Origin of the sequence: Paraburkholderia sp. BR10882, assembly GCF_040948855.1 — a bacterium.
In the GTDB taxonomy this organism is placed as follows: domain Bacteria; phylum Pseudomonadota; class Gammaproteobacteria; order Burkholderiales; family Burkholderiaceae; genus Paraburkholderia; species Paraburkholderia nodosa_A.
In genome coordinates this window covers 805656-832531 of sequence record NZ_JBFPKP010000001.1, presented here as the reverse complement: position 1 = coordinate 832531, position 26876 = coordinate 805656, and the positions used below count along the sequence as shown (strand labels likewise).

General features: G+C 62.2%; 25 protein-coding genes and 2 pseudogenes. 10 read left to right on the top strand and 17 right to left on the bottom strand.

Annotated features, from left to right (window positions below):
- Window positions 1-112 precede the first annotated feature (112 nt).
- The 7 genes from infB to AB3X99_RS03815 form a co-directional block, all read right to left on the bottom strand.
- Window positions 113-3070: a translation initiation factor IF-2 gene (gene infB, locus AB3X99_RS03845; protein ID WP_069267874.1), complete on the bottom strand. Its 2958-nt coding sequence runs from the start codon at window positions 3068-3070 to the stop codon at window positions 113-115.
- 155 nt (window positions 3071-3225) lie between these two features.
- The gene (gene nusA, locus AB3X99_RS03840) at window positions 3226-4701 is read right to left on the bottom strand and encodes a transcription termination factor NusA (RefSeq protein ID WP_069267875.1); all 1476 of its coding nucleotides are present in this window, start codon (window positions 4699-4701) and stop codon (window positions 3226-3228) included.
- Window positions 4698-5156 carry a ribosome maturation factor RimP gene (rimP, locus tag AB3X99_RS03835; protein ID WP_028204813.1) on the bottom strand — a complete coding sequence of 153 codons (459 nt, stop codon included), beginning with the start codon at window positions 5154-5156 and terminating at the stop codon, window positions 4698-4700. The genes nusA and rimP overlap by 4 nt, the downstream gene beginning before the upstream one ends.
- Before the next feature lie 501 nt (window positions 5157-5657).
- Complete coding sequence (gene rluB / locus AB3X99_RS03830; protein WP_368616159.1) at window positions 5658-7409, bottom strand: 23S rRNA pseudouridine(2605) synthase RluB; 1752 nt, start codon at window positions 7407-7409, stop codon at window positions 5658-5660.
- 62 nt (window positions 7410-7471) lie between these two features.
- A complete protein-coding gene (gene scpB / locus AB3X99_RS03825) occupies window positions 7472-8437 on the bottom strand; it encodes an SMC-Scp complex subunit ScpB (protein ID WP_368616158.1) in 966 nt (321 codons plus the stop codon).
- A 349-nt stretch (window positions 8438-8786) separates the two neighbouring features.
- Complete coding sequence (locus tag AB3X99_RS03820) at window positions 8787-9986, bottom strand: pyridoxal phosphate-dependent aminotransferase (RefSeq protein WP_368616157.1); 1200 nt, start codon at window positions 9984-9986, stop codon at window positions 8787-8789.
- Window positions 9987-10082: 96 nt separating this feature from the next.
- Window positions 10083-10985 carry a LysR family transcriptional regulator gene (locus AB3X99_RS03815; RefSeq protein WP_069267879.1) on the bottom strand — a complete coding sequence of 301 codons (903 nt, stop codon included), beginning with the start codon at window positions 10983-10985 and terminating at the stop codon, window positions 10083-10085.
- A gap of 425 nt (window positions 10986-11410) precedes the next feature.
- On the opposite strand from AB3X99_RS03815, the pseudogene AB3X99_RS03810 reads away from it, so the two are divergent.
- Both AB3X99_RS03810 and AB3X99_RS03805 read left to right on the top strand, forming a co-directional pair.
- Window positions 11411-11797: pseudogene (locus tag AB3X99_RS03810) on the top strand (transposase); the annotation flags it as partial.
- Window positions 11798-12093: 296 nt separating this feature from the next.
- Complete coding sequence (locus AB3X99_RS03805; RefSeq protein ID WP_141710846.1) at window positions 12094-12381, top strand: hypothetical protein; 288 nt, start codon at window positions 12094-12096, stop codon at window positions 12379-12381.
- A gap of 252 nt (window positions 12382-12633) precedes the next feature.
- On the opposite strand, the gene AB3X99_RS03800 is transcribed toward AB3X99_RS03805, so the two are convergent.
- Complete coding sequence (locus AB3X99_RS03800; RefSeq protein ID WP_069267881.1) at window positions 12634-12948, bottom strand: hypothetical protein; 315 nt, start codon at window positions 12946-12948, stop codon at window positions 12634-12636.
- Between the two features lie 286 nt (window positions 12949-13234).
- Between AB3X99_RS03800 and AB3X99_RS03795 the strand changes: the two genes are divergently transcribed.
- From AB3X99_RS03795 to AB3X99_RS03785, 3 genes are all read left to right on the top strand, one after another.
- Window positions 13235-13957 carry a YdcF family protein gene (locus AB3X99_RS03795; RefSeq protein ID WP_368616156.1) on the top strand — a complete coding sequence of 241 codons (723 nt, stop codon included), beginning with the start codon at window positions 13235-13237 and terminating at the stop codon, window positions 13955-13957.
- Window positions 13958-14116: 159 nt separating this feature from the next.
- Window positions 14117-14344, top strand: a complete 228-nt coding sequence (locus AB3X99_RS03790; RefSeq protein WP_028204804.1) for a hypothetical protein — start codon at window positions 14117-14119, stop codon at window positions 14342-14344.
- Window positions 14345-14642: 298 nt separating this feature from the next.
- A complete protein-coding gene (locus AB3X99_RS03785; protein WP_028212153.1) occupies window positions 14643-14903 on the top strand; it encodes a hypothetical protein in 261 nt (86 codons plus the stop codon).
- 223 nt (window positions 14904-15126) lie between these two features.
- Here AB3X99_RS03785 and arfB read toward each other — a convergent pair whose 3' ends face one another.
- Window positions 15127-15531, bottom strand: coding sequence for an alternative ribosome rescue aminoacyl-tRNA hydrolase ArfB (arfB, locus tag AB3X99_RS03780; protein ID WP_069267882.1), 405 nt, complete (start codon window positions 15529-15531; stop codon window positions 15127-15129).
- Window positions 15532-15748: 217 nt separating this feature from the next.
- Here arfB and AB3X99_RS03775 point away from each other — a divergent pair, with 217 nt between their 5' ends.
- The gene (locus AB3X99_RS03775; protein ID WP_069267883.1) at window positions 15749-16420 is read left to right on the top strand and encodes a VC0807 family protein; all 672 of its coding nucleotides are present in this window, start codon (window positions 15749-15751) and stop codon (window positions 16418-16420) included.
- Window positions 16421-16824: 404 nt separating this feature from the next.
- Here the strand turns inward: AB3X99_RS03775 and AB3X99_RS03770 are convergent, their stop codons facing one another.
- Window positions 16825-17403 (bottom strand): hypothetical protein, encoded by a 579-nt coding sequence (locus tag AB3X99_RS03770; RefSeq protein WP_368616155.1) that lies wholly within the window; start codon window positions 17401-17403, stop codon window positions 16825-16827.
- Window positions 17404-17500: 97 nt separating this feature from the next.
- Here AB3X99_RS03770 and AB3X99_RS03765 point away from each other — a divergent pair, with 97 nt between their 5' ends.
- A complete protein-coding gene (locus tag AB3X99_RS03765) occupies window positions 17501-17740 on the top strand; it encodes a hypothetical protein (protein ID WP_368616154.1) in 240 nt (79 codons plus the stop codon).
- 3 nt (window positions 17741-17743) lie between these two features.
- Here AB3X99_RS03765 and AB3X99_RS03760 read toward each other — a convergent pair whose 3' ends face one another.
- From AB3X99_RS03760 to AB3X99_RS03750, 3 genes are all read right to left on the bottom strand, one after another.
- Window positions 17744-18097 carry a hypothetical protein gene (locus tag AB3X99_RS03760; RefSeq protein WP_368616153.1) on the bottom strand — a complete coding sequence of 118 codons (354 nt, stop codon included), beginning with the start codon at window positions 18095-18097 and terminating at the stop codon, window positions 17744-17746.
- 555 nt (window positions 18098-18652) lie between these two features.
- Entirely contained in the window at window positions 18653-19357 is a 705-nt protein-coding gene (locus AB3X99_RS03755; RefSeq protein ID WP_368616152.1) for a hypothetical protein, read from the bottom strand.
- A gap of 285 nt (window positions 19358-19642) precedes the next feature.
- Entirely contained in the window at window positions 19643-19957 is a 315-nt protein-coding gene (locus AB3X99_RS03750) for a hypothetical protein (protein WP_368616151.1), read from the bottom strand.
- 635 nt (window positions 19958-20592) lie between these two features.
- On the opposite strand from AB3X99_RS03750, the gene AB3X99_RS03745 reads away from it, so the two are divergent.
- Together AB3X99_RS03745 and AB3X99_RS03740 are read left to right on the top strand one after the other, a co-directional pair.
- On the top strand, window positions 20593-21309 hold the full coding sequence (locus AB3X99_RS03745; RefSeq protein ID WP_368616150.1) for a hypothetical protein: 717 nt from the start codon (window positions 20593-20595) through the stop codon (window positions 21307-21309).
- 1 nt (window position 21310) lies between these two features.
- Window positions 21311-22063, top strand: a complete 753-nt coding sequence (locus AB3X99_RS03740) for a peptidoglycan-binding domain-containing protein (RefSeq protein ID WP_368616149.1) — start codon at window positions 21311-21313, stop codon at window positions 22061-22063.
- Between the two features lie 284 nt (window positions 22064-22347).
- Here the strand turns inward: AB3X99_RS03740 and AB3X99_RS03735 are convergent, their stop codons facing one another.
- The 3 genes and pseudogenes from AB3X99_RS03735 to AB3X99_RS03725 all read right to left on the bottom strand — a co-directional run.
- Window positions 22348-22797 (bottom strand): hypothetical protein, encoded by a 450-nt coding sequence (locus AB3X99_RS03735; RefSeq protein WP_368616148.1) that lies wholly within the window; start codon window positions 22795-22797, stop codon window positions 22348-22350.
- A 117-nt stretch (window positions 22798-22914) separates the two neighbouring features.
- On the bottom strand, window positions 22915-23805 hold the full coding sequence (locus AB3X99_RS03730; protein ID WP_368616147.1) for a hypothetical protein: 891 nt from the start codon (window positions 23803-23805) through the stop codon (window positions 22915-22917).
- 393 nt (window positions 23806-24198) lie between these two features.
- Window positions 24199-24372: pseudogene (locus AB3X99_RS03725) on the bottom strand (DUF3460 family protein); the annotation flags it as partial.
- A 760-nt stretch (window positions 24373-25132) separates the two neighbouring features.
- Here AB3X99_RS03725 and AB3X99_RS03720 point away from each other — a divergent pair.
- Window positions 25133-25468: a helix-turn-helix domain-containing protein gene (locus AB3X99_RS03720; protein WP_368616146.1), complete on the top strand. Its 336-nt coding sequence runs from the start codon at window positions 25133-25135 to the stop codon at window positions 25466-25468.
- A gap of 278 nt (window positions 25469-25746) precedes the next feature.
- Here AB3X99_RS03720 and AB3X99_RS03715 read toward each other — a convergent pair whose 3' ends face one another.
- Window positions 25747-26706, bottom strand: a complete 960-nt coding sequence (locus AB3X99_RS03715) for an HNH endonuclease (RefSeq protein WP_368616145.1) — start codon at window positions 26704-26706, stop codon at window positions 25747-25749.
- Window positions 26707-26876: the final 170 nt, after the last annotated feature.

Here is a 26876-nt window from a genome sequence, read left to right as displayed (position 1 = left end):
AAAACAAAACGGGCGGGGCTGGCCAGCGCCTGCCCCGCCCGTTATCGGCAAAACCGCGGCAAACCCGCGGTCAGGCGGGCGACCCGAAGGTCTGCCCGCAGGCGCCGCTGTATTACAGCGTACGCGCGACTTCGGTGATCTCGAACACTTCGAACTGGTCGCCTTCGACGATGTCGTTGAAGTTCTTGATCGACATACCGCACTCGAAGCCTTGCTTGACTTCCTTGACGTCGTCCTTGAAGCGCTTGAGCGAGTCGAGTTCGCCGGTATGGATGACGACGTTGTTGCGGATCACGCGCACCGACGACGAACGCTTGACGAAACCGTCCGTGACCATACAACCTGCGATCAGGCCGACCTTCGGCACGCGAATCACCTGACGCACCTCGGCCATGCCCGTGACCGTCTCGCGCTTCTCCGGCGCCAGCATGCCCGACATCGCCGCCTTCACCTCATCCACTGCGTCATAGATGATGTTGTAGTAACGGATGTCGATGCCATTCGCCTCGGCAACCTTACGCGCCTGCGCATCTGCACGCGTATTGAAGCCGATGATGACCGCCTTCGAAGCCGTTGCCAGGTTGACGTCCGACTCGCTGATCGCACCGACCGCGCTGTGCACGATCTGCACGCGCACTTCGCTGGTCGACAGTTTGAGCAGCGATTGCACCAGCGCTTCCTGCGAACCCTGCACGTCCGCCTTGACGATGAGCGGCAGGTTCTGCACTTCGCCTTCGCCCATCTGCTCGAGCATGTTTTCGAGCTTCGCGGCCTGCTGCTTCGCGAGCTTGACGTCGCGGAACTTGCCTTGACGGAACATGGCGATTTCACGCGCCTTGCGATCGTCCGGCAGCACGATGACTTCTTCGCCCGCGCCCGGCACTTCCGACAGACCCTGGATCTCGACCGGAATCGACGGGCCCGCTTCCTTCGTGGGCTTGCCGGTTTCGTCGAGCATGGCGCGCACGCGGCCGTAGGCGCTGCCAGCGAGCACGACGTCGCCACGGTTCAGCGTGCCGGACTGGACGAGGATCGTTGCAACCGGCCCCTTACCCTTGTCGAGCTTCGCTTCGATCACGAGACCCTTGGCCGGCGCTGCGACCGGTGCCGTGAGTTCCAGCACTTCGGCTTGCAGCAGCACGTTTTCGAGCAGGTCGTCGATGCCTGCGCCGGTCTTCGCCGACACCGGCACGAACGGCGAGTCGCCGCCGTACTCTTCCGGCACGACGCCTTCTGCGACGAGCTCCTGCTTCACGCGCTCGAGATTCGCGTCCGGCTTGTCGATCTTGTTGATCGCCACGACGAGCGGCACACCCGCAGCCTTGGCGTGCGCGATCGCTTCCTTGGTTTGCGGCATCACGCCGTCGTCGGCTGCGACCACCAGAATGACGATGTCGGTTGCCTTCGCACCGCGAGCACGCATGGCCGTGAAGGCCTCGTGACCCGGCGTGTCGAGGAACGTGATGACGCCACGCGGCGTTTCGACGTGGTAAGCGCCGATGTGCTGCGTAATGCCGCCCGCTTCGCCCGCGGCAACCTTGGCGCGGCGGATGTAGTCGAGCAGCGAGGTCTTGCCGTGGTCGACGTGACCCATGACCGTGACGACCGGCGGACGCGGCAGTTGCTCGGCGTCCGTAGCCGTGCCCTGGCCTTCGACCAGCAGCGCTTCCGGATCGTCGAGCTTCGCGGCAACCGCACGGTGGCCGAGTTCCTCGACGATGATCATCGCCGTTTCCTGGTCGAGCATCTGGTTGATGGTGACCATCTGGCCCATCTTCATCATCGCCTTGATGACTTCCGATGCCTTCACGGACATCTTGTGCGCGAGGTCGGCCACCGTGATGGTTTCCGGCACGTGCACTTCACGCACGATCGGCTCGGTCGGCGCCTGGAACGTCGACGCGTCCTGGTGACGGCCACGGCCCTTCGGGCCGCCGCGCCAGCCGCGGTCCACGCCGCCCGACGAGTCGCCGCGCGTCTTGATGCCACGGCGCTTGGCCGCGTCGTCCTGCCAGCCGCCCTTGCCTGCGCCCGGCTTCTTGTTGCGGTCGCCCGCACCGGCACCCGGCGCGCTCGTCGAAGGCGCGGCAGTCGTGGCCGGCTTCTTCGCCGCGGCGCCTGCTCCGGCGGCCGGACGTGCCGGCGCACCTTCCGGACGGGCCGGCTTGTGCAGCGTGCCCTTGGCTTCGGCGGGCTTGGCCGGCTCGACGGGCTTGGGCGGCTCGGGCGCCTTCACCTGCGCCTTGCGCGGCGTGTTCATCATCTCGCGGATCGCGCGCGCTTCGGCTTCTGCAGCCGCGCGGCGGCGGGCGATCTCGTCCTGTTCCTTCTGCGCCTTATCGGCGGCTTCGCGCGCGGCGGCTTCGGCCTTCTGGGCCGCCTCGCGCTGCGCGGCGCGCTCGGCTGCGGCGCGCTGTTCTTCCTGCTGATCCTGCGCTTGCTTCACTTCTTTCGCTTCCGCTTCGGCATTGCGCTGCGCAGCCACGGCCTGAGCGGCCAGTTCGCGAGCGGCGGTATCGGCCGCTGCCCTCTTCTTTGCAGCTTCTTCTTCGGCGCGGCGGCGTTCGGCCTCGGCGGCCTCTTCGCGCGCACGGCGCTCCGACTCTTCACGGGCGAGCAGTTCCTGGCGCTCCTTGAGCTCCTGGGCCTGACGCTCGAGCAGTTCTGCCTCGCGGCGCGCTTCTTCCTCGCGGCGCTGCAGCTCCGCCTCTTCGGCGGCAGCAGCTGCGTCGGCTGCATGATTCGATGCCTCCGCCTCTCCGGCGGACTCGTCGCGGCGGACGAACGTGCGCTTCTTGCGCACCTCGACCTGAATGGTGCGTGCCTTACCCGTCGAATCGGACTGCTTGATCTCCGACGTATGCCGTTTCGTCAGCGTGATCTTGCGTTTGTCTGCATCAGTCGAGCCGTGAGACTTGCGCAAGTGATCGAGCAGACGCGCCTTGTCGGTCTCCGACAAGGCATCGCTCTCGCTCGCTTTCGTGACGCCCGCCGCCTGCAGCTGCTCGAGCAGCACGCCGGCAGGCATTTTCAGTTCCGCGGCAAATTGGGCTACGTTGTTACTCGCCATTCATTCCTCTTAATGCAAGGACCGATTCCTTGCGGTTGACATCGGGTCATGCGGCCTTCGGTGCCTCGCGTTCTGCAAGGCTCCGCCGCGTTCAGTTCAGTGGGTCATGGTCGCTTCCTGCTCGTCGCGCCCTGATGCAGCTTCCCGTTGGCGGGTTACTGGAACCAGTGCTCACGTGCCTTCATGATCAACGCCTTGGCGGCGTCCTCTTCCATTCCCGTCATTTCGACCAGTTCATCCACGGCCAGCTCGGCGAGCTCGTCGCGGGTGTGAACTTCATGCTGCGCCAGTTTCGCGAGCAGGTCCGGGTCGATACCGTCCAGACTCTTGAGGTCCAGCGCGGCGCTTTCCACCTTCTCCTCGTTCGCGATCGCCTGCGTGAGCAGCGCGTCGCGAGCGCGGTTGCGCAGTTCGTGCACGGTGTCCTCGTCGAACGCCTCGATTTCCAGCATTTCGTTGAGCGGCACGTAGGCGATCTCTTCGAGGCTCGTGAAGCCTTCGTCGATCAGGATGTCGGCGACTTCCTCATCCACGTCGAGACGCGCCATGAACAGGTCGCGCAGCACCGTGCGCTCCTGATTCTGCTTTTGCGCGGATTCGTCCGGCGTCATGATATTGATTTGCCAGCCGGTCAGTTCGCTGGCGAGACGCACGTTCTGGCCGCTACGGCCGATCGCGACTGCGAGTTCGCTCTCGTCGACCACGACGTCCATCGAGTGCTTTTCCTCGTCGACGACGATCGACTGCACGGCAGCCGGCGCGAGCGCGCCGATCACGAACTGGGCGGGATCTTCCGACCATAGCACGATGTCGACGTTTTCGCCACCGAGCTCGTTGCGCACGGCCTGCACGCGCGAACCGCGGATGCCGACGCAGGTGCCGATCGGGTCGATGCGCTTGTCGTAAGCCACCACGCCGATCTTGGCGCGCACGCCCGGATCGCGCGCCGCCGCCTTGATCTCGAGGAGGCCCTGTTCGATTTCGGGCACTTCCATTTCGAACAGCTTCATCAGGAACTCGGGCGCCGTGCGCGAGAGTTCGATCTGCGGGCCGCGAGCGGTGCGATCGACCTTGCCGATCCACGCGCGCACGCGGTCGCCCACGCGCAGGTTTTCCTTCGGAATCAACTGGTCGCGGCGCAGCAGCGCTTCCACACGGCCGGATTCGACAATGAAGTTGCCCTTGTCCATGCGCTTGACCGTACCGGTCATGATGCTTTCGCCGCGCTCGAGGAAGTCGTTCAGGATCTGCTCGCGCTCGGCGTCGCGCACCTTCTGCAGGATGACCTGCTTGGCGGCCTGCGCGCCGATACGGCCGAACTCGACCGAAGGTACCGGCTGCTCGACGAAACCGTCGATCTGTGCTTCCGGGTCCTGCTCGCGGGCCTCGAACAGCAGGATTTCCTGGTCCGGCTCCTGCAGGCCCGCCTCGTCCGGCACGACGCGCCAGCGGCGGAACGTTTCGTGTTCGCCGCTTTCGCGATCGATATGCACGCGGATATCCGCATCCTCGTCGAAGAGTTTCTTGGAGGCCGACGCAAGCGCCGCTTCAAGGGCGGCGAACACCACGTCCTTGTCGACATTCTTCTCGCGTGCCAGCGCATCCACCAGCATCAACACTTCGCGACTCATTGTTTGCGGCTCCTAAAGTCAACTTTGGGGACAAGGCGTGCTTTGTCGATGTCCGCGAGCGTGAAATCGAGCATCGCAGGACCCGCCTTCCCTTCGAATTCCAGACCGATGGATTCGCCTTCGGGAGCATGCACGATACCCCGGTACGATTTCCGTCCGTCCAATGGCTTTTTCAACGTGATTACCGCTTCGCAGCCTGCGAAGCGTTCGAAGTCCGCCAGTTTCTTCAGCGGACGGTCGAGACCCGGCGACGAAACCTCGAGTCGCTCGTAGTCGATGTTCTCGACCGTCAGAACGTGCTGCAGCTGACGCGTGACCTTCTCGCAGTCCTCGATCGCGATCCCCGCGGGCTGATCGATGAAGATGGTCAGCATGCCGCGCCCGGTGCGCTCGAGGTCGACCAGCTCGTAACCGAGCCCGGTGACCGTGGTTTCAATCAGTTCCGTCAGTTGCACAATGCCCACTCCAGATGTTCTGCGCAGCGGGCCAGCAACTTCCTTCGCTCTAATTCTTGCTTCGCTAGGGATTCGCGGGCCGCGCGCCAGGTGAGCGCGCGCGCTTCTCACCTACTGCCCCCCGATGACGAACGACCTGGATGGTTAGACGGCCCCCAAATTGACAATGCCGAACGTGAAACGTCGGCATCTATTGGTATCCAATTTGGGGCGAACCAAAAAAAAATGGGCGAAACGCCCATCTTCTCACTTAGCCAGGTGGTCGCACCTGGGGCGCGAATTACTACCCAGATGACAGCCGCACGCCCAGCGACTTTGTGATTCTAGCCTTTTTTGCACATTAACGCAAATCACCGGTCAAGCCCAATGCGCCTTTTGCCGTTATTTATGGGCTCGCAAGGGGATTTTCCGGTGTTTTACGCGCGAACCGCGCGCATTGCCGCCGTTGTATGGCCGCGACGCCCGCCGCATGTCGCAGACGGACGTCGCGCGCTTCGCGCGTCAGTGGCCGCGAGTGCGGTTGCGCGGCGTGCCGCGCTGGCCGCCACGGCTGTTGCCGCCCGCGCGATTGCCATTGGGGTTGGCATTGCCGCCGCCGTTGCCGGGACCGCTGCGGCGATTGCCGCTGGCATTGCCGCCCGCACGCTTGCCCTGCGCGCCCGGCGCACGGTTGCCGTCGACCTCGCGGCCGCCTGCACGGTTGCCGCCACGGCCGCCGAAACCGGAGCCCGCGCCGAAATTGCCGTGACCGGCACCCGCGCCGCCGCCGAAGCCGCCCGCCGCACCGCGCCGTCCCTGGCCCTGACGCGGCTGACCCATCGCACCGTGCGAACTCAGCACCGGCTCGCGGTTGATGAAGCCCATCGACGTCTGCATCGGATCGGGCTGGCGACGCTCCTGCTCCTTGCCGCCGCGACCGCCCTTCTCTTCGCTCGGCGCCTTCAGGCCGACCGCTGCCATCAGCGCGCGCACCTGGTTGTCTTCGAGCTCTTCCCAGCGGCCGCGCTTGAGACCCTTGGGCAGCGCGATCGGGCCGTGGCGCGTGCGGATCAGGCGGCTCACCATCAGTCCCGCCGCCTCGAACATCCGGCGCACTTCGCGGTTACGGCCTTCGGCCAGCGCGACGTGATACCAGTGATTCGTGCCTTCGCCACCGCCGTCGCGGATGCGCAGGAAACTCGCGGGGCCGTCCTCGAGCTCGACGCCCTTGAGCAGCTTCTGGCGATTCCCCTCGGTCAGCTCGCCCACCACGCGCACGGCGTATTCGCGCTCCACGCTGTAGCGCGGGTGCATGAAACGGTTGGCCAGATCGCCCGAGGTGGTCAGCATCAGCAGACCTTCGGTGTTGAAGTCCAGACGGCCGACGGCCAGCCACTTCGCCGTTTTCATCGGCGGCAGGCGATCGAATACCGACGGACGGCCTTCCGGATCGGCGTGGCTCACGATTTCGCCGGTCGGCTTGTGATAGATCAGCACGCGCGGCGGCTTGTTCTGCAGCTTGCGCTTGATGGGCTTGCCATTGATGCGGACCTGGTCGGTCGGCAGAATGCGCTGGCCGATGTGCGCGGGCTCGCCGTTCACCGAGACGCGCCCGGCGATGATCAGCTCTTCCATGTCGCGGCGCGAGCCCATGCCCGCATCCGCCAGCACTTTGTGCAGCTTCGGTGCGTCGTCGTCCGGGCTCAGCACGCGCTTGGGCTGCTGGGCACGGCCGCGGCGCAGCATCGGCGCCCGCACGCCCGAACCGGCGCCGTTGTCGGCGTCGAACGCCGGCGACGTCACGTACAGGAACAGGTCGTCCTGCGTGGACTCGCCCGCGGCGGCGGCCGGCTGGCCTTCGCCTCGCACCTGGCCCTTCTGTCGCTTGCCCGCGCCTTGCTGGCGCTCGCCCTGCTGGCGTTCGCCCTGACGCTCACCTTGAGCGGCAGCGCCCGCATTCTGGCGGCGGCCCGGCTTCTTCGCGCCTGCGTCCTTGTTGCGCGGTGCGCGCCCGGCAGGAGCACGCTCAGGCGCCGCTTGCGGCGCGTCAGCGGGCGCTGCGGGCGCGTCGGCGCTCTCCGCGCCTTCTGTGGCCTTGGCCTTCGCACCCGCGCGGCGGCGCGCGATCAGGCTGCGCGGCCCGCGGCGCAGGCCGCGGCGCGGACGCTCTTCGCCCTCGCCGCCCTGTGCTTCGCCTTCGACCTGCGAAGCCCGCGTGTCGTCGTCGCGCGCGGAGGACGCGTCGGTCGAATCGGTGTCGTGGATATCAGTCAAAACAACCTCAAAATGTCAGGTTGCGCGCCCGCTTGCGGGGCGCGTCAAAAATGCTTGTTGCTTCAGATGCCGCGTCGTGCGGCTTCGTCGTCCGTCGTCGAGACGGGGTCGTCCTGCGCCGCGTCGCGGCGGTCTTCGTGTTCTTCTTCGCCCGCCGCATCTGCTGCGTGCGCGGCATCCTGCGCGTGAGCGTCCGGGGCTGACCCGTGCTGCGCGAGGCTTGCTTCGTCATGTACCGCTTCGCCCGGGGCATCGGCTGCGTATGCAACGTTTGCGCCTGCCGCCTCGTGCGTTGGGTCCGCTTCTTCCGTTGCGTGCGTCTCGCGCGCTTCGCTTTCGGGCTGTGCGGGCGTTTCATCGCCCGGCGTTTCGCCTTCCGCTACCGGCGTCAGCGCATCTTCCGCGCCCGCGACACTGGAGGCAGCCTCGGGCTGGCCTTGCGCAACGAACTGTGCCGCGACGCTATCGGGAAACTCGATCGCATGCTGGGCAAGCAGTTGCTCGCCGAACTGGCTCGACGGATCGTCGAGCGGCGGCAATTCGTCGAGCGACTTCAGGCCGAGATCGTCGAGAAACTCCCGTGTCGTTGCATAGAGTGCCGGGCGGCCCGGCACGTCACGATGACCGATGACTTCGATCCAGTTACGGTCCTCGAGCTGTTTGACGACCTGCGTGTTGACCGTGACGCCGCGAATTTCCTCGATATCGCCGCGCGTGACCGGCTGCCGGTACGCGATGATCGCGAGCGTTTCGAGGACCGCGCGCGAATAGCGCGGCGGCTTTTCGGGGTGCAACCGGTCAAGGTACGTCCGCATGGCCGGCTTGCTCTGAAAGCGCCAGCCCGACGCGAGCCCCACCAGCTCGACGCCGCGCCCGGACCATTCATGCCGCAGGTCTTCGAGCAGGTTGCGGACCGTGTCGGCCGAAATGTCGTCGGCAAACAGTTTGCGCAGTTCGCCGATCTTCAACGGCTCCTGCGTGCAGATCAATGCAGTCTCGAGGACGATTTTCGCCTCTTGGGTATTCATGCAGCCAGGTCAGACCCTAAGTAAGGTAAATCAGGTTCAAGGAACCGGATCAGACAGACGAAAGACGATATGGAACTTGGAGACGCGCTCGCCCGATTCTGATCGGTCATATTGATGGGAGCACGCACCGGGGGGCCGAAATTCAGGCAAAGAGCCAGACCCAGCCGGAGGGAGCCGCGAAGTTCCCGCAGGGAATCGCTTGACTGAGCGCCATATTACGCAAAAACGCCGGGTGCGTAAAGACGCCATTCCGCATGAGGGGCCTCATTTTAATCCGGGCCCGTCACCGCTTTATGCCCGCTCGCGCCACGCCGGTGCATGGCGCGGTGCAAGCCGCGCCGACGCACGCTCAATGCGCTCCCACCGTCTCGAGGTAGCGCGCGAGTCGCTCGACGCCGGCGTCGAGCCGCGCGGGGTCGCACGCATAGCACCAGCGCACGAAGCCTTCCCCTTGCGGTCCGAACGCGCTTCCCGGCGCGAGGCCGAGGCCCACGTCGCGCACCAGCGCCTTGCACAACTCGAGGCTGTTCTGCGCGCCCGCCAGCCGGAAAAAAAGGTACATCGCCCCGTGCGGCACTTTCACATCGACGCCGGGCAGCTTCGCCAGCGCCGCGGCGAGGTGGTCGCGCGAGGCGCGCAGATCGGCCACCAGCGCGCGCGTGAACGGCTCGCCGTGCTCGACGGCCGCAATGCCGGCCTGCTGCACGAACGAGGGCGCACACGAGGTGTTGTACTCGACCAGCTTGCCCAGATCGTCGGTCAAGGTGCGCGGCACGACCATCCAGCCGAGCCGCCAGCCGGTCATGAGCCAGGCCTTCGAGAACGAATTGACGCAGATCAGGCGCTCTTCGCGCGACGCAAGATCGAGGAACGAGGGCGCGGTGCGCTCGCTCGTGGCGCCGTAGTAAAGGCGCTCGTAGACCTCGTCGGCGACGATCCAGATGCCGAGGCGCCGGCAATGCTCGAGCACCACGCGCTGCTGGTCGCGCGTCATCGCCCAACCGGTCGGATTGTTCGGCGAGTTGATCATGAGAAGACGCGTCTCGGGCGTGAGCGTCGCCAGCAGCCGGTCGAGATCGAGCGTCCAGCCGCGCTCGCCGTAGTCGAGCGAGACCGTCTCGACCGTGGCGCCGAGAATCTTCGGGATTTCGACGAGGTTCGGCCACAGCGGGGTCACTGCCACCACCCGGTCGCCCGCGCCGACGACGAGCTGCGCCGCCAGCATCAACGCGTTGACGCCCGCGCTCGTGACCGCCACGTTATCCACCGACGTTGCGCCGTGCAGTTCGCTCACGTAGCGCGCGAGCGATTCGCGCAGCGGCGCGATGCCGAGGTTGTGCGTATAGAACGTGTCGCCGCGCCCCAGCGCGTCGGCCGCCGCCTCGCGGATGAACGGTGGCGTCACACGGTCGGACTCGCCGAACCAGAACGGCAGCACGTCGGGAACGCCGAACCCGGCGTTCGCCACTTCGCGGATCTGCGACGAGCGCAACGCACGCACCGCTTCACGGGGCAGGGAGACGGAGGACGACGGTTCGAAATCGCTCATCGGGGTTCCGGGTGGCACAGAATGTGGGAAAGCATGCAGTGTATCGCGCGGCCCCGCGCGACGAGCTCCGCGCCTCCAGGCATGCGCGCAGCGGTTTCAGTGCCGCGCTTCGGGCTGGCCGGCAAGTTGACGGATCAGCGACCAGACCGCCTCGGCGGCCGGCGAAAGCGAGCGGTCGCGCCGCCGCACGAGTTCGACGGTGCGCTGCGCGCGCGGCACGAGCGGCCGCGCAAGCAAGGGAGCACCCGCCGGCACGGGCAGCGCGAGCCAGGGCAACACGCTGATGCCCACCCCCGCTTCGACGAGTCCGAAGACCGTGGCCGGATGGCCCAGCTCCTGCACCACGCGTGCACGCACGCCCTGCTCGCTCATCACGGCGTCGATGAGCGGGCGGCTGCCCGAAGCGTAATCCAGCATCACCAGACGCTCGCCGTCCAGCTCCTTCCACGAGACTTCCTGGCTCAGCGCGAGCGCGTGATCGCCGCGCACGACCACGCAGAACGAGTCCGTGGTCAGGCATTCGGTTTCGAGATCCTCAGCGGCAAAGGGCCCGATGATGACGCCGAAGTCCACCTCGCCCGAGCGGATCTTGCGCACGACGTCGCTCTGCACGTCGTCGCGCAAGCCAAGCGTGATGTAGGGAAACTGCCGCCCGCACGCGGCGACGACCTGGGGCATCAAGCGGCACGCGACCGTCGGACTGGCCGCCACGACGACGCGGCCGCGCCGCTGCTCGCCGATCTCGCGAATTTCACGCAGGGCGTCATCGAGATCGCCCAGCAGGCGCGGAATGCTCGCGATCAGGTTCGCGCCGACATCGGTGAGCTGCACCTCGCGCGTGGTCCGGTCGACGAGCTTCACGCCAATCTCGGCTTCGAGCTCGCGTACACATCGGCTCACCGCCGACTGCGTGAGCCCGATTTCGTCCCCGGCCCGGCTAAAGCTCTGCAGCCGGGCAACCTCGATGAAAACCCGCAACTGCCGCAGCGTCACATTCATCCGCTTGCCTCATGAATTGTCCGTTTTCATGCAATTTTATGCCGGTCACCCCTCGTTACGTATAGAGGAACCTCGCCACCCATTATTCGCCGCAATGCAGCAATACGGCGCAAACGCACGGCGGACGGGCTTGTCTGCACAAGATTGGTGATTCTCCCGATTTTCTCGATAAGTGTTTTCGAGTCTTATACGCCCCTGGCAATCTCCCGCGCGGGCTTGGCGCCACGCGGCTTCAAGACGAGAACGTACGTGCTGGCACGGTTTTCGCATTAAGGCACGCACAGGTTCGATGGACGTACCGGAAGCATGCAGTCCGGGACGATCCAGCCGGGCCCGCCTGGTACTCCGGCATCCGGCCGGGAGTCCATGAAGAGTGCGCAGCGCGGGGCAGCGCACCGGAGATAGCTTCGCTGAGGTGAAACATGATGCTGTTCGACGATTTGAGAGACAACGAATGGGCGCTGGTCGAGGCGTTGTTCTGTGCTGAACCGGCACGGAGCGAACGGCGCGGACGGCCTCGCGTCGAAGCGCGTGCTGTGGTCAACGCGGTGCTCTGGGTGCTTTCGACGGGTGAAGGCTGGTCCAAGCTGCCGGGCCGCTACCCCTCGCCGCCGACTTGCCGCCGTCGTTTCGACGAGTGGCAGGCAGACGGCACGCTTGCGGAGATCGTCAAGCGACTGAGCACGAACGGGCGCGAAATTTCGCTGCGCGGCCGTATCGGCGCCACGGCGACCAAGCCGCCCGCACCGCCCAGCCGTGATCGCCTGCGCGGCGCGTTCTGGACCAATCCGGAATCGTGGCGCGCGCCGGTCAAGATGGCCTGAGCCACGCTTAAACTGCTTTTCCGCCGGGCGCATCGTGCGCCCGGCGTGTTTATCTCCCCATCCTTTGCGTATTTCATGGCCGCTGCAGACCGCTTTCCGGTCGTGCCAGCAGCGCCACCCCTCCCCACTGATGCGGGCCGCATCGACGTCGCTGCGTCCGCAACCAGGCGATCGGCATCGCGCGATACATCTCTTTACTAATATTTACAGCGCGCTTTCGTGCCCGACGTTAGCTTAGGAGCATGTCCACTAACGTCAAGAAACTGGATTGACGGGGAACCACCATGAAATCCATGAACCTGCACATCCGGGGCATCATGGTTTCGCTGTTCGCCCTCGCCCTTTTCGCGCCGACCGCTTCGTTCGTGTCGTTCAGCGCCGCGGCCCACCCGCCGCATGCCTCCGTACCGACATGGTCGATCGCGCGCACCGGCGCGCACGCCATGCCGCCCGTAGCGCCTGGCCCGAACGCGAGCAAACCGCCAGTGCCGCGCGGCGACTTGCGGGGCGATATTGCGGACAATGCCCGCCGCAGCGCGCCGCAGAGGCAGGAACCAGCGCAGCGCCGGTAAGCCGGCCAGCGAAACACCATCGAGAGGACGGCCGGAACCGACGAACGAGCAGCGATGACGCAGGACGGTAAGAGCGTCCGGCACGTCGCGGGCTCAGCAAATACCCTGCCCCGGGGAACCACCGCGCTTCATGTGCGGTCTATCCTTACGCCATCAAGCACAGCGTGGCAGCAGTAATTCCGGTAAGCCCGTATCTTTCGATGCGGGCTTTTTTTTGGCGGGACGAAGAGGACGGGGGTACAAACGGGGGTACTACTGGCTGGCTTCGAGGCCGGATTGGGGTACGCGCTCCGCGACATAGTCGGCCACGCGATGCGCGCTCCACTGCACCGTGCGCTCGTCGCGAGCGAGCCGGGCGAATTCGGCGCGGCCGCGATCGGTCAGCACCGCGATATCGACCGGCGCATGGAAACCCGGCGCCGGCGCAACCGTGCGCTGCCGGACGATGTCCATCATGCCGAGATCGCGCAAATACTGGAACACTTCAGGACGACGCGCCCACGGGACCTGCCGATACTGCACCCGCCTCAGCGCTTCGAGTACTGCTTCGTTGGAATACGTGGTCATCTCACTTCTTTCTTAAAATGCAGTCCTGCGATCATTGAGTCTCACGCGAGCCGGCTGCGGCGCGACGCGGACCTGAGAATGGCGCAGTCTGTGCCCAAGCGGGCCCACGCGCCCTATCCGTGCGATGAGCAGCGGCAGGGACTGCAGGTTATCCGGCCCCCCGTGAAAGCGGCTTCACCGCTTCCCGCACGGCCAACGCCGCGCCACGCTCGCGGCGCAAAGGTCGGTTGGACGCACATTTTCCCGAAAACAATACGTTACCTCATCCAAATTGATTCTATTCGTTTTGTTTGTGCTATTTGTTGCGCTCGGCCTGCTGTGGCGCAGCGCGCGCTGGCGTGTCGCGGTCTGCGCGGCCGCGGTCTTCTGGCTGCTCGCGACCGGCTGGCTCACCGCGGTGCTGCTCGATATCGCCCAGCCGGAGTTGTATCGCACTCCCTACGATCAGGCGAAAATCGGCCCGGCGCACTTCGGTGCGCGCACCGCCATCATCATGCTGGGCGGCGGCACCGAATCGCACGGCGGCCGACTGGTCCCCGCGCGCGACGTCTACGCGCGCATTGCGCTTGCCGCCGAGTTGTACGCACAGTGCGCGCGCGCGGGCGGCACTTGCCGCGTGATCGTGAGTGGCGGCAACCCGGAGCACCATGCGAGCGCCGAGGCCGACAACTACGCGCCCTACCTGCTGCGCGCCGGTGTGCCGAGCGCCGATCTCGTGCTCGAAAACCAGAGCCTCACGACGTATCAGAACGCGCGCAACGTCGCGCCCATCGTCCGCGCCGGGAATGACGAAACGCTCCTGCTCGTCACGTCCTCGTACCAGATGCGCCGTGCGATGCTCGATTTCCGGCGTTTCGACATGGACCCGCTGCCTGCGGTTTCCAGCGTGCGGCATGTCGAGCGCGGCCTGCTTCCGCGCCTCGCAAATCTCAAGTCCGCTGAAACGGCGCTCCACGAATCGATTGGGGTTGCCCAGTTCTATGTGTATCGGATGATCGGCTGGTTCTAATATGACCGTTAGGCGACGTTAGATGTAACGAGATGTAACTCCCGCACGAACGGCTTACGTGATGTCATCTGGAGCGAGTATTTGATCGTTAGAATGGGGTGTCCATCCTGCTTGGACAGGCACCGGCTGGGTCCATAAACCGCTCCTTCGGAGGTAGAGATGAAAAAAGTGTCCCTCGCAGTCCTGATTTCACTTTCCGCACTGGCGGGCGCTGCGCACGCGCAGTCGGATAACGGCATCACGATGAGCACCGACCCGGCCAAGGCCGACGACGTCCTGCAACGCGCGCAGGCGCTGCAGCAGCAACAGGAAGCCGCGCCTGCGCCGGCGCCCATGATGCATCACAAGTCGGGGCATCCGCATCACAAGAAGGCCCCTGCCCAGTAAGAACGGACGAGGCTGGCCGCGCGCAGCCCAGCGCACGCGGGCGACGCCTTCCCGGGAATGAAGCCGATGCCGGTTTAGCCGCCATCGGCTTTTTTCTTCGCCGCGCCACTTCGCTGCGTTTGTGGCCTCGCGCGCAGCGGCCCGCGCCGACGCGCCGGCGCGGTATGCTAAAGTCGCGCACCTCGAAAACGCCGCGGTTGGCCAGATGCGGTCGGCTAGACGCGGTCGGCCAGACGCGGTCGGCTAGACGCGGTCGGCAGACCCAACCTTTTGTGCGCGCCACGCGCGGAGAAACGCAATGAGCAACATCCAGCTCGACATCGAATGGACCGAAGCGGCCTCACGCAAGATCGAAAAACTGATGCCGCGCGGCGGCAACCAGGATGCGTATCTCGCGCTGCCCCCCATCGAATGCCTGCCGATGGAAGGCGACGTGCTGTTTCTCGGCCCGGCCGGCAAGCAGCAGCCGTTCATCGTGGCGGAGCGCCAATACCACCACGAAGGCGACGCGGACTGGACCATCATCCTGATTCTCGACGTGCCCAACACGGCGCACTGAGCGCCTGCTTTGGAAAGCAGTTGCGCGGCCCTGGCGGTAGAGGCGCCCACGAACCGCCCGCGCCGCCGTCCGTCCCAAGCCATGCCGAACCCGACTTCGGTGCGGGCTTCTCCAATTTCGACCGCGTCTGGCGCACATGTTGTGCGCGGACTTTCCGCCCGAGCACGGGCCGCGCGAGCGCCCGTGGCGCGAGCCGGGTCAAGCCGCCGCGTGATCCGGGTCGCTAGTCGGTGACGCGCCGACGCCCCGCCTTCAGTTCACCGGTGCGCGCCTTGCTGTCGAGCCGGCGCAGCTTCGAGGCGCGCGTGGGACGCGTCGCCACGCGCGCCTTGCGCGTCACGCTCACGCTGTCGACCAGTTCCTCCAGGCGCGCAAGCGCGGCCACGCGGTTCTGTTCCTGGGTGCGGTATTCCTGCGACTTGATCACGACGACGCCCTCGCTCGTAATCCGGCGGTCGGCGAGCGCGAGCAGGCGCATCTTGAGCACCTCGGGCAACGACGAGGCGCGGATGTCGAAGCGCAGATGAATCGCGCTCGACACCTTGTTCACGTTCTGGCCGCCCGCGCCCTGCGCGCGAACGGCGACGAGTTCGATTTCCTGCAACGGGATGGGCGCGCGTGCGGTCATGGGCAACGAGAAAGAAAGCAGGCCGCATCGGGCCGGACACGCGGCAGTGTCGCACAGCGCGGCTGAATCGGCACCGGCATGACACAGGCGTGAGAACTCCTCGCGCAAGGGGCAACCCGATCCGCCGTCGGCCGCTGTGCAGCCAGTTTGCCGTCGTGCGGCGCATGAACCATACTTGCGACATTCCCTTGGGCGAACCCACAGGAGCACGCACCCCATGAAGCTGCGTCCCGCATTCGTTGCCGAACTGGCGGTCAATCTCCTGCTTCCCTGGGTCGCCTACCGTCTCGCCGAGCCGCACTGGGGCGAAGTCGGCGGCCTCATTGCCTCGGCCGCGCCGCCGCTTGCCTGGAGCATCGTCGAACTGGTGCGCTTTCGGCGGGTGGATGCGCTCTCCGCCGTCATTCTGCTCGGCATCGTGCTCTCTGTGCTCGCCGTGGCATTCGGCGGCAGCCCGCGCGTGCTGTTGATGCGCGAAAGCCTCGCCTCGGGCGCGATCGGCGCCGCGTTTCTGATCTCGCTTCTCGCCAGGCGCCCGCTCGTGTTCTATCTCACGCGAGCGACGGTCGCGCGTGAGACGCGCGAGGGCGTCGCGCGGCTCGAACAGCTCTGGAAGGAAAACACGAGCTTCGCGGCGGCCATGCGGCTGCTCACGTTCATCTGGGGCTTCGGGCTTTGTCTCGATTCCGCGCTGCGCACGTACCTGGCCGCCACGTGGCCGATCGAGCGCTTTCTCGTCGTCTCGCCGATCATCGGCTATGGCGTGTTCGGCGGCCTGATGGCCTGGACCTTCTGGTATCGCACGCGCATGCGGCGCATCAACGGCACGCACGGCCTGCTCGGCGACGCGGCCGCCGCAACGAACGCGAGCACGCTCAGCGTGGACTGAGACGCCGGCGCCAGGTTCGGCCCGGTCCGGCATGCATCGACGGTCAGATCGCGCCCGAAATACGTTAGACTCAGCGCCACAGTCCGCGGCGTACCGTCCGCTCTCGAACTCCCTCGGCAGTCGATGCGCTACTCCGTAGAAATCGACGCACCAGCCTGAACCCCTTTCCCCACGGTGTTTACAGCCAATATCACATCTCGTAACCCCCAGTTTTACCCCCGGTCCGATTTTTCGCACCAATTGCCCGCACAACAAATCCGGGCAGAAAAATGCCCGCATCGAGAGGCGGGCAAGAAAAGGGAGACTCAGTTGGGGCAAGCCTGGAGAGCAGCCCGGCACCGATGCTACGCGCGCATGGTAGGCGCGGCACCTATCCACCTGAGCAGGGGCGGGCCGTCCGCGATCTATGACGCGGTGCGTGCCTTGTGCACTTGCATCGCCGCCCACAGGCGGTCTAGAACCTTGGTATCGGGCTGCGCCTTGGCTACCACGCCCACACTCGTGTAGGCCTCCAGGCGCAGGCTGTCCAGAAGTCCCCGGCTAAACAGGATGTCGTCAAAAAAACCGTGCTGCTCGATCAGCTTAAACCACCCGTCATCCTCGCCAGCTTCGACAAAAAACATCGCACTCTGCCCGTGCTGCAACGTCAGCGGCAAGCGCGGGTTCTGGGCGTACTGCGCCGGCGAATCTACATTCTGCAGGCCCGCGATCTTCGCGCCGCGCGAGGGCTTCCACGAAAAACCTTCGATGGTGGCGGGCGTAAGGCCACGGTTCACGACGCTAATGCACAGGAATTCAGGCCACGGCGGCCCAGGCAAATCGCCACCGAGCAGGATTCTTAGCCCCACAGTGAGCCGAAGGTCCGGCCTCGGCTTTCGATTGGCGAGCCACAGGGAAACGATCACCGCGCCGCACGTCCCGATGGCGGATGCGATCTGGGCCCCGTCTACGATGTACTTCCACCACGTTGGTTGGTCTGCCATGTTTGCGTTTTTTTCTTATTGTTGAGTCAGCCGCAAGTATAAGAGCGCCCACACGGCGCGATAATCGCGGCGTCCCCCCTCATCGTGCGAGGCCGCCATGTCCCGATTCTGCCTGCCCGTCGTTGTATGGCTTTCCGATGCCGACCGCACACGGCTCGCGGAGTTTGCGGGGCGCGTGGATGCCCCCACCGAACGCGTGGGCGCGCGCCTGATATCAGAGGCTTTGCTGATGTACACGGCGGCTGAAATCGCGGGGCAGTCGAAACCTGGAACCTCAACCACCCGCGCCGGAAAGGCGGGCAAGCAATACGTTGCACCGCGCTCGCGCAAGCAGTGATCGTCAGCCAGGCCGCTTGCATTCGACCACCATCGAGCGTTCGCTCGTTGTGCCTCCAGCGAAGCCGTTGCTGCTCCCTCCAATCACCGCGCCGGATTCGCCGCTGCGGTCGATGACGGTATAGCCTCGCTCGCCGCATAGCTCTCCAGCTTTCGAATAGCATTTGTCCCAGCCGCGCGCCATACCGCTGCAGTTGAGTGTGTATGCCTTTTGTCCGTCAGGTGCGTAGCTCTCGTGAACTGAGGCGCAGCCAGCGAGCGCCATCGCAGCGAGAAAGATGATTTTTTTCATGATCGCGATGAGCCCAAAAAAAGCCCGCTTCGCGCGGGCAGTAGGAGACTGAATGAAGCTGTGCACGGGGTGCGCATAGTTCAGTCGCGATGCTACGCCCGCTCGGCACGTGCGGGACCCTATCAAAACAGACAGGTTCGCGGCACCGCCGCCACGCGTAGCGCCGTTTTCCTTTGGTCGTCGGACATACCCGCATCACGCGCCACCTGCTCACGCGTCAAAACTTTCGGGGGGGTGTCCCCCTTAATGTTTTGATTCGCACCACGAGCCGTTGGCACCGTCTCAAGCAGTTCGCGACAACGACGCGTGGCGCGCGCCTGCAGGCGAAAAAAAGCCCGCACAAAGCGGGCGGCCCCGATGTAGGCACTGTGAAGGCCAGGGCGATGCCTGGGCCGATCCTAGCGCGTTCTGGCGGCCCGTGAGCGCAAAAAAGCCCGCATGCGATGCGGGCAGATGAGAGCAGCGCTTAACCTGCGGTACCTGGGCGCATGGCTGCCTGCATCGATCGTACGCTACCTAGGTGCGTTTGCAACGTGGCGCTCAGCTCGTGCGAGCCGAAGTCCACCGAAGGCGTACGCGCCAAGCAAAAGCGTGCGCCATGCGCGGAAACGCCTGGCATCACTATTGAAACGGGAGATGACTCAATTCATAGCTTCGGTCGTCCCCCGCCTTCGGCACAAAGGCTTCTCTCGTGAATGACGGATCGTTCGGAATGCTACCCGTCCGATACGTAAGCTCTACGATTCTCCCGTTACTGATTCTTCTCAGTTCATGGACCGTTTGGGCCGCCCCATAAACGAAGGCGTTCTTGTCCTGCTTTAGCAATACGTGGTTGTCTCTCAGAAGTCGTTCATCTTGGCCCTCGGTCATCAACTCGAACCGTGTCTTTTCTGGAATTCCGCTTGCGTTGGCACGCACGAACCTGGTCTCCATTAGCAACACGGTATGGTCTAGTTCCGCTAGAAACTCTCTTGACGCGATCACGACGTTGTATCCTCGGGGAACGTCCAGCGTGTAGCGCAAGTCATAGCACTTCTGGCAGAGCTTCAGAAAACTCTCGTTCATCAGAGAAAAGAGTTCAGGGTATTTGTTCCTTACCGTGGCCCAGTGAGCTTTCTTCAGATGGCCGTGAGATTCATCGCCGTGTGATGCCATCGTCGCTTTCAAATACTTCTCTAGTGCCGTGCTTGCGAGGATAGCGCCCTGTTGCAAGAGGCCCTGCAAAAGCAGAACTCGGGCCGCAATGTAGTCACTGAATCCATCAGAGAGAAAACGAACTACACGCTCGGCATGCTCCGGCCTCACCGCACGATCTTGTTGCGCCACACAGCCCCCTTTGATCCGGTTTGCGAGTATTTCGAAGATATCGCCTGTGCCCCTAGAGGGACTATCGCTCGCGGGTTGTCCAGAGAATTTGCGCCCTCTTTCGCGGCACACTTAACGGCGGGACTTGATTGCGGGTCGCGCCAGATGAAAAAGGCCGCCGCTTTTGGGTGATCGTAGTCGAGCCTCAAGAGACCTTCAGGACTAGCGCCACATCAGTGGGCTGCTTCCAATGGTACAACAGCCTACTGTAAGAGCCCTTCGCTTCTCAACAGACCAACGCCGATCCTACTGCGGGGGCGCCAATGGCGGCGGTAGGGTGTTCGGTACAACTTCTGCATAGAAGTGCGCAATTGCGCGCCAGGTCGCGTCCCACTGCGACTTCCCTTCGAGAACGAGGTTGTCGTCGAGGTAGAGCTTTTTCCCGACAAGTCGATACTCGGCCATGCCAAACGGGGCCGCAATGCGCCACGGCCCTTTGTCGGCCGCTTCGCTCCACCATCGCCAGGTGCTATCCGAAGAAGTCTTATGGCCGAATCCAAGCGCCTTCCATCGGCGATCGTTCGGGTCGGTACTGCGGCTGTCACAATGAGGAAAGGTCACGGGACACCTCGTTAGTAGAATTGGAGTAGACCGGTCGGAGGACGATGGGAAGCAAACCGCTGGGTTCCATTGCAGAGCGGACCCGGTTTCTGGGCGGACTCAAGTACCTCGGCCGAACATTATCTATCTTGTGAATCAACTCTTCGCCTGAGTGTTCAAGCATCGGCTAGCTAAGGACCGTTGTCAGGAGCGATCCGACATCCTAATGTCCGAATGCGAGCGCAGGCCAATGGACCGATTTGCCGACTGGCAGGGGTGGGCCGAAGTCGACCGAGGCTGTGTCAAAACTCGAAACTACCCGGTTTTCGGCTGTCGCTTTACCCTTCCCGAAGTGCCGCGAAGCCGATACAGAGCGTTCTGGTGGGTCGACTTTCGCGCTCGATGTCGAAGTTGCACGTTTTGACACAGCCTCGACCCTTAGGGGACGCTCGTTTTGCCACGGAGCGAAAGGCAGGTTCCAAGGCACAGCGGCCGTTGGCGCGATACAGTGACGGCACAGTTCATCGCTTGAGCGGCCGTTCTCGGTAACCGCTGCGATGCCGCATGAGAGCGTCAGCTTGCCAACATAGAGCGTGATCGAGGTCCAGTCAAACGAATAATTGGTTGCACGGAGCCTCGCCCGAGGATGATCAGCCATGGCGAAAGATCGCACCGCAACACGTATTCGAAAAACACTCCTTACCGATAAGGCACCGTACATAATCACCATTTTTTTCGCTGCTCTTGCGTGGACAGTGGTTCGTACTGTTGATCGGCTTTCCGGTCTGCCGGTTATCCAATATCAGACGTCCGTGCAGTCGACAGACTTTCTTGATAGCCAAGCTGGGCAGATGTCTACCATCCGGTTGCGCAACATTACATCGGCGACAACATTTGAATGTCTGATCTTCGTGGTCCAGGCAGAACCCCCAGGCGGCACTTACGTTTTCGACAACCCGGCGGACAGTCGATACATTGTTCGCGGCACCGCTGTGGCGAGCGGCACCGTCACCGTAGAGACTCCGTATCTTGTACAAATTAAGCTCGAAAGATTCTGGCCTGGAAGCGATATTGAATTTGGGGTGACGTCGTTCGGCAATGGAGCGATGACTACGAAGGTTCAGCGCTGCAGAACCGAGGATGAACCGCAATCAGCTTTCGCTGGCGTCGGTGTCGGCGGGAAGCCTGAGAAAGATTCGCCTTTTCCAGTATTGCTAGAAAATGGGTGGCAAACCTCATTTGTGGAACATGAAACATACTGGCTTTGGGGAGCGCTCCTGCTTTGGGGACTGTTGCTCGTGATACTGCTGATTGTCAGCGCCTGCCTGGGGGATGATGGAACGGCGACCGAGACGCCAGATGCGGAGGTGTGAGATGAACGTAAATCGGTCAGCTATCCTGCTGGCAAGCTGTCTGTGCTCTTCCGCAATGGGGCAGACCCAGAGGGCGTCACAATCTTCGCACGGTCTATCGCACGTTGTTCTTGAGGTAGAGGTAAACGGATTGCGAATCAGCAGTTCGGGCCGCTTGTATCGGATATTGTCACCGGCCGGCCGCCGCACCCTGGTCGCCGAAATCGACAAAGATGGCAAGCTGACACCGAGCGTTACGTGCACTGCTCAAGACCGTATCATGGCCGAGCCCGATAACGTCTACGCTTTCACAGACGATGGCCCGAAAACGTGTAGGGAGCCGGTGACGTTTCTTTATAAGATGCCAATCATTAAGTCGGCGGACCGCGACTTACTTGGAAATGCTGGAAAGCTTGTGGAGGCTGGGAAATTTTCCCAAGCCCAAACGATCTATTCTTCGGTTGCGTTGCGCGCGACCAAGATGGGTGACTACGAGACCGCTCGTCTTGCCAATACAGCGTCAGTCGCGCTTGCAGCGAAACAGTTAAACAACAAGGACTGGGACAAGTACGTGACGCGTGATCCGCAACAGAACTACAAGCTCATTTTGTCTCCGGAGGGAGTAGGAAAGGTAAAGGAGTTTCAGGAAAAACACAAAATTACTCCGACGGGGGTACTCGACCTCAAAACACAAAAAGCGCTAGCCGGGTATGAAGGAACAACTGGAGCCGATATTGGCACAACGCCATCCTTTTCAACTGAGTTCAAGCGGTGATCCCTGTGCCCATCGCGTCTTGATTCGAATTGTGCTGTGAGGCCCCGGTGGCCGGCTAAACATAGGCCGAAATGCACCCGTACTCCATCTGGCAGATTTCAGAGCGAACAGGCCCTTCCCGTGGCGGCTCCGCGGGGTGGTCAATGGACCGCAATTCGCCGACTGCCGCCCGAAGCCGACCCGTTGGCGATATTCAGAGAATGCTCGCGGATGTCTTCAAACCGCTACGGAGTGGCCGCTCGGAGGACGTCGAGACTGGCCAGGCAGCCGTCCCGATCGGAGTGTTACAGAGGCTTTGCCCTCTTCCTGTACTCGTGTTCCAGAACGAAGTCTTCTCCGTGAACCAGCACTGCAATCCCCGGAACCCTTTCGAAGATGCCGGTGATTCGAAGAATGGGCACTCCGTCCTTCTCCATCAAATTGCCCGATTTCTCGCTCGATGCCACGATGTTGGAGATATTGACCGTCTTCCCTGAAGTTCCTTTCACCTCGAAGTCCATCTGATCATCGACGTTGATGTAAGGGTCACGGATAGCTAAGTCTGCGCCAGGCGCGCACTGGATGAAGGTACAACCAGGGTACAGAGCTTCGAGGAAGAGCCTTGCGATATGCTCCGCTCGTTCCTTTGCCGTGTGGTTACTGCCTTTCGCTCCTGATGGCGGGTACTTCTCGTTCAAGTCTGCAAACTGCTCGTCGCTCAGGACTATTGGTTCAGGCACGATACGTTGTCTCATAACGCGACCTCATAATTCTTAGAGTTGAGGGGAATAAACCGTTGCAAGCACGGACATGGCAGTTGTCGATGCGATCTACCGAAGGAGTCGAGAACGTCCTTGTGGGTCCGTGGGCTGTTATCTAAGCGAGGGCCGCGAGTATTCCTCCAGCGCTTCTAACGCTTTCGTAATCCGGTTTGTCAGTTCGTTATTCGTTGCGCCGCGCGAAGCAAAAACCTCCGACCTCACCTTGCGCCCGAATTCGCGATCCGCTTTGAAGTTTTCCCCTTCGCTGCGCAGGTCGTCGATGTAGCTATCTGTCGCCGCGTTCAACATCAAGACGCAATCGACCAGTTCACGGGTTAGAGGCCTGACGTCGCCGCCCCATATCGCCTCGGCTTCGAGGCTCCTTGTTTCGAACTCTGTCATTGCCGTGCCAACCGGAGACCACCGTGCAGCGAAAACATGGGCGTAGGCCTGCACCTTGTCATGCCAAGGAGTCTCGCGGCCCAAGGACTGGCTCTCGCGATATCCAGTGGGAAATTCGCCTGCGACGATGAGTGGCGCGCGGCAATTTGCAACCGCTTCACGTAGCGCGTATGCTGCGCGCATTAGACTCAATGCAGCGTCGAAGCGCGTCCTTCCCCGCAACTCCCTAAGCCAGTTGGTCAAGCCTTTCCACGCCACTGTCGCCGTGACGGCACCCGCGATCGAAAGAGCAATATCCTTGCAGATCGACACGAGCGCAGACACGTCCTCCACACGCACAGCTCCAATCGCCGGCGAATTCTTGAGGGCGGACGCCGCTGACGGCAGTTGGAGAACAAATCCGGCCGCGATCAGACAAAGTCCGAGCTTTGAACGTCTTCGGAATCGCCGGGCTCGCTCCGTTGTCTCCGTTGCTACATACGATCCCTCGTTGAGCACGTCGAGGTTCGGTAGGCCGTAAACAATGGTCAGGACCGCGCCCGCGAAGGCCAAGGCAAGGCCTGAAAGATTTGCAAAAGCGAAGACCTCGGTGAGATTCATTGTCGGTATTCGAAGCCGTGGAGCGCCAAGTTTAAGCCATGCCAGAACGCAAAATGGCCACGAACCGGAGCATCAGGCTTTCTTCGCACGGTGATCTGCAAGCTCCGCTGTTGCTGCGCTTCTTCACCCTCGACCTTTGACGCAAAACGGCCGCCGGCTAAGGTCGGCAGTGCGAGTTGAACTATGCGGGAGTTGGCCGCGCTACGCCATGCGATCAACCAGCCTGCGTAGCGAGCGCCTGGTAGGTTCGACGCCCGTGCCGACGGGCTCTTTTTTGATTCATCGCGAATTACTGGGAAACGCAGCATTGGCTGCCGAGTTCTCCCACGAGCGGTCTCTCGCCATCCACTGCCGGGAGTCCGCTCGTGAGAGCCAGGGGACGAAGCTATATGCTCAAAGCGACGAATTCACGCGAAACGGAACGGTCGAAGTATTAAACGCCTTCCATTCTTCTAAATCTATCGGCGCTTTATCCCAAAGCCTTGCTCGCCCTTTCCTCTGCCGCTCCTCGAGACCCGGATCTTTTTTGCGTAGTTCGTTGAGAAACTCGGTTACATCTGATGTATAGGCACATCGACTCCGACAAAGCGGCGTATAAGTGACAGCAACGAAATGGTTTAAAACCGCAAACCCTACGATCGAGCTCTCAACCCCTCGAAAAATGAATTCCAGTACGTCCTTTAAGTCTTTTGAAAGTTCTAGAAAAATCGGAGTAATTTGGGCTATTAGCCAAATGATTGCCAAAACTGCCAGTGATTCAGGAAGTTTTTTTTCCAGCACCTCCGCTGCCAGCTTGAGGCCCTTAAATAGAAAGCGCAAAACGATTGCCAGCGCAGCATAAATAATCACAAAAAATAGCAGCACCCCCCACGCTGGCTTCGTCATCCAAGCGGGTACGTGTACCAATAACGGATATCCCATCCACACGGTAACCAGTGTACCGAAGATGTCGGGTACATGTACCAATAACGGATACCCCACCCCCACGGTAACCAGTATTCCGAGGACGGCCATATGGTTTCGCACTTCCCCGAGCTCCACTTTTTCCAGCCGCCCGGAATACAACGAACAATGCATCATGATCCATAGAAATGGGAATGAAACTATGGCCGATATCCCCAACGCGCACTCGCCAGGCATTTTCTCCCTGAAAACATACAGACACGACAACAAGATAGTTAGCGCAATAAGAACTACGTAGAAAAAAAATATACTTACTTTATAATTACGAGTTTTTGTTTTGATTTCCATATCGTATCTCGCGGGATGCCATTCCATATTAATATTCGCGCATTTTTTATGCGAGATATTGATTTAACGGCAAAATATGAAATATCTTGAGCGGACGCGCAAATCCACGAAGAAACTTTTTGGTCCGGCCGCCCTACGCCGCGCGATCGACGCGGGCTGCGTAGCGAACGTCTGGCAGACATTGTTCGAAACGCGGCTCATAGCGCCTGGGCTCACTGACGTCGAGTACGGGCAGGGTGCCCGAAAAATCAAACTGGATCAGGTGAGCGAGCGGCTTATCATGACATCCGCACCCGCAACCACTATTAGCGCGGAACTCGGACTTAGCAGCGACTCGGGTATGCGACGCATGTTCAAGGAATTGACAGCGTTGACACCCTCGCAGTATCGCCAAATGTTTGGCCGTAACTGATTGTGTCGCTTTTATCGGCGCGAACACCTGTGGATGGGGACCCAACATTGGCGACCAGTGCGTTCTCACGAAGGTCCGTTCATCGCATAGAGGCTGCCGTTCTCGCCCAAATTCCGAACGTCGGTTCCTGGGCCGGCTACCGCCCGATGTTGCTGTCGCCTGCCGACCGAGTGCGGCCACTACCTGTTCGAGCCCGAGTTCTGCAACCGGGCAGCCAGGCCGGGAGAAAGGCATTGTCGAGAAGAACGTGCAGGACTGGCGCCGCGTATGCCGGATGGTCATTTCCTGAAACGGGAAGCGAAGTCCAGAAGCGTGTCATTAATCACGTCGCGTTCGGGTGCGAAATGCGCGTCACGATGACAGCTTGGGCAGAGTGCGACGCAATTCCAGACGCGATCGCTATTCCTGACGCCAAGGATGTGATGAACGTCGAGAAAGCCCTTGTATCGCGCGATCGCTCCGCACGTCGAGCGTTCACACTTGCCATCCGCGCGCTTGACGACGTCAGCCCGGACACGAGGATCGCGCTTCACTTCGGATCGCGTCACGGTCCGCTCACTTGCCCCATCACTTCCATAACCCGAAGGATCGGGCGCGTAGAGGTCGTCCCACGTGTCATCGATGGGCACGCGCAGTTTCACGTCACCCATCTTGACGAGATCCTGCACGCCCGGCCATTGCCAGAGCACATCAGGCACGAAATGCGCGTCTTCGTGTCGGCTGTCCATTAGATACACCGTGGGACTCGAGCCGTTTTTTGCGTGGTTCTTCGTGGTTCGTCCTAAGCGTCCGGCTTTGATCAATTCCTCGCTTACTTCCGCCTGACGACGCCAGATCAAACCCAGCTGATCGATTGGTACAAGCGCTGCGTAAGGAACAGTCTCGCCTGCGCGCTGGAAGATGAGCGCATGTGAGATGCCGACTTTAACATCACGATCGACGAGCTGGTTGAGCGTTTTATCCCAGTCATTGTCGATGAGGTCCGCTCGCAACTGGGCAGCCGAAAAACGAAGGTCGTCCGGACCGCGATGCCGCCAGCAAAGCCGCACGCGCATTTTGATCGTTTCCCCCGTTTCGGATCGCGCGGTAACAACCTGAGCCTGCGAAACCCCTCGCACGATGCGCTCATCAGACAGCACTGCGAATCCTCGGCTTTCTAGAAACGGACGGATCGCGTCGCGACTCAAGCGCTCAGCTTCAAAGCTCTCCGGCTTGCGAAATACACGTTCAGTTGGCACGACTGTCTCCGTTGGCTAGGGCATGATATTGGTGAAGCGCGCCATTTTTTGCAATACGGTTCTGCCTGCTTACAACACAGAACGGTCACTGGTTTGCTCGGGCGCGTGTGACCGCTTTTGGGCCGAACTCGGCCCCCTTTACCGTTTCGCGGCAATACGTGATAAACCTA

Bases quoted from the DNA above. Each gene is read 5' to 3' on its own strand.
- nusA (WP_069267875.1), bottom strand. From the start codon at position 4,701: ATGAGTCGCGAAGTGTTGATGCTGGTGGATGCGCTGGCACGCGAGAAG.
- scpB (WP_368616158.1), bottom strand. From the start codon at position 8,437: ATGAATACCCAAGAGGCGAAAATCGTCCTCGAGACTGCATTGATCTGC.
- AB3X99_RS03740 (WP_368616149.1), top strand. From the start codon at position 21,311: ATGAACGTAAATCGGTCAGCTATCCTGCTGGCAAGCTGTCTGTGCTCT.
- AB3X99_RS03770 (WP_368616155.1), bottom strand. From the start codon at position 17,403: ATGGCAGACCAACCAACGTGGTGGAAGTACATCGTAGACGGGGCCCAG.
- AB3X99_RS03785 (WP_028212153.1), top strand. From the start codon at position 14,643: ATGAGCAACATCCAGCTCGACATCGAATGGACCGAAGCGGCCTCACGC.
- AB3X99_RS03745 (WP_368616150.1), top strand. From the start codon at position 20,593: ATGGCGAAAGATCGCACCGCAACACGTATTCGAAAAACACTCCTTACC.
- arfB (WP_069267882.1), bottom strand. From the start codon at position 15,531: ATGACCGCACGCGCGCCCATCCCGTTGCAGGAAATCGAACTCGTCGCC.
- AB3X99_RS03815 (WP_069267879.1), bottom strand. From the start codon at position 10,985: ATGAATGTGACGCTGCGGCAGTTGCGGGTTTTCATCGAGGTTGCCCGG.
- AB3X99_RS03720 (WP_368616146.1), top strand. From the start codon at position 25,133: ATGAAATATCTTGAGCGGACGCGCAAATCCACGAAGAAACTTTTTGGT.
- AB3X99_RS03820 (WP_368616157.1), bottom strand. From the start codon at position 9,986: ATGAGCGATTTCGAACCGTCGTCCTCCGTCTCCCTGCCCCGTGAAGCG.
- AB3X99_RS03765 (WP_368616154.1), top strand. From the start codon at position 17,501: ATGTCCCGATTCTGCCTGCCCGTCGTTGTATGGCTTTCCGATGCCGAC.
- AB3X99_RS03805 (WP_141710846.1), top strand. From the start codon at position 12,094: ATGAAATCCATGAACCTGCACATCCGGGGCATCATGGTTTCGCTGTTC.
- AB3X99_RS03790 (WP_028204804.1), top strand. From the start codon at position 14,117: ATGAAAAAAGTGTCCCTCGCAGTCCTGATTTCACTTTCCGCACTGGCG.
- AB3X99_RS03800 (WP_069267881.1), bottom strand. From the start codon at position 12,948: ATGACCACGTATTCCAACGAAGCAGTACTCGAAGCGCTGAGGCGGGTG.
- AB3X99_RS03775 (WP_069267883.1), top strand. From the start codon at position 15,749: ATGAAGCTGCGTCCCGCATTCGTTGCCGAACTGGCGGTCAATCTCCTG.
- AB3X99_RS03730 (WP_368616147.1), bottom strand. From the start codon at position 23,805: ATGAATCTCACCGAGGTCTTCGCTTTTGCAAATCTTTCAGGCCTTGCC.
- infB (WP_069267874.1), bottom strand. From the start codon at position 3,070: ATGGCGAGTAACAACGTAGCCCAATTTGCCGCGGAACTGAAAATGCCT.
- AB3X99_RS03735 (WP_368616148.1), bottom strand. From the start codon at position 22,797: ATGAGACAACGTATCGTGCCTGAACCAATAGTCCTGAGCGACGAGCAG.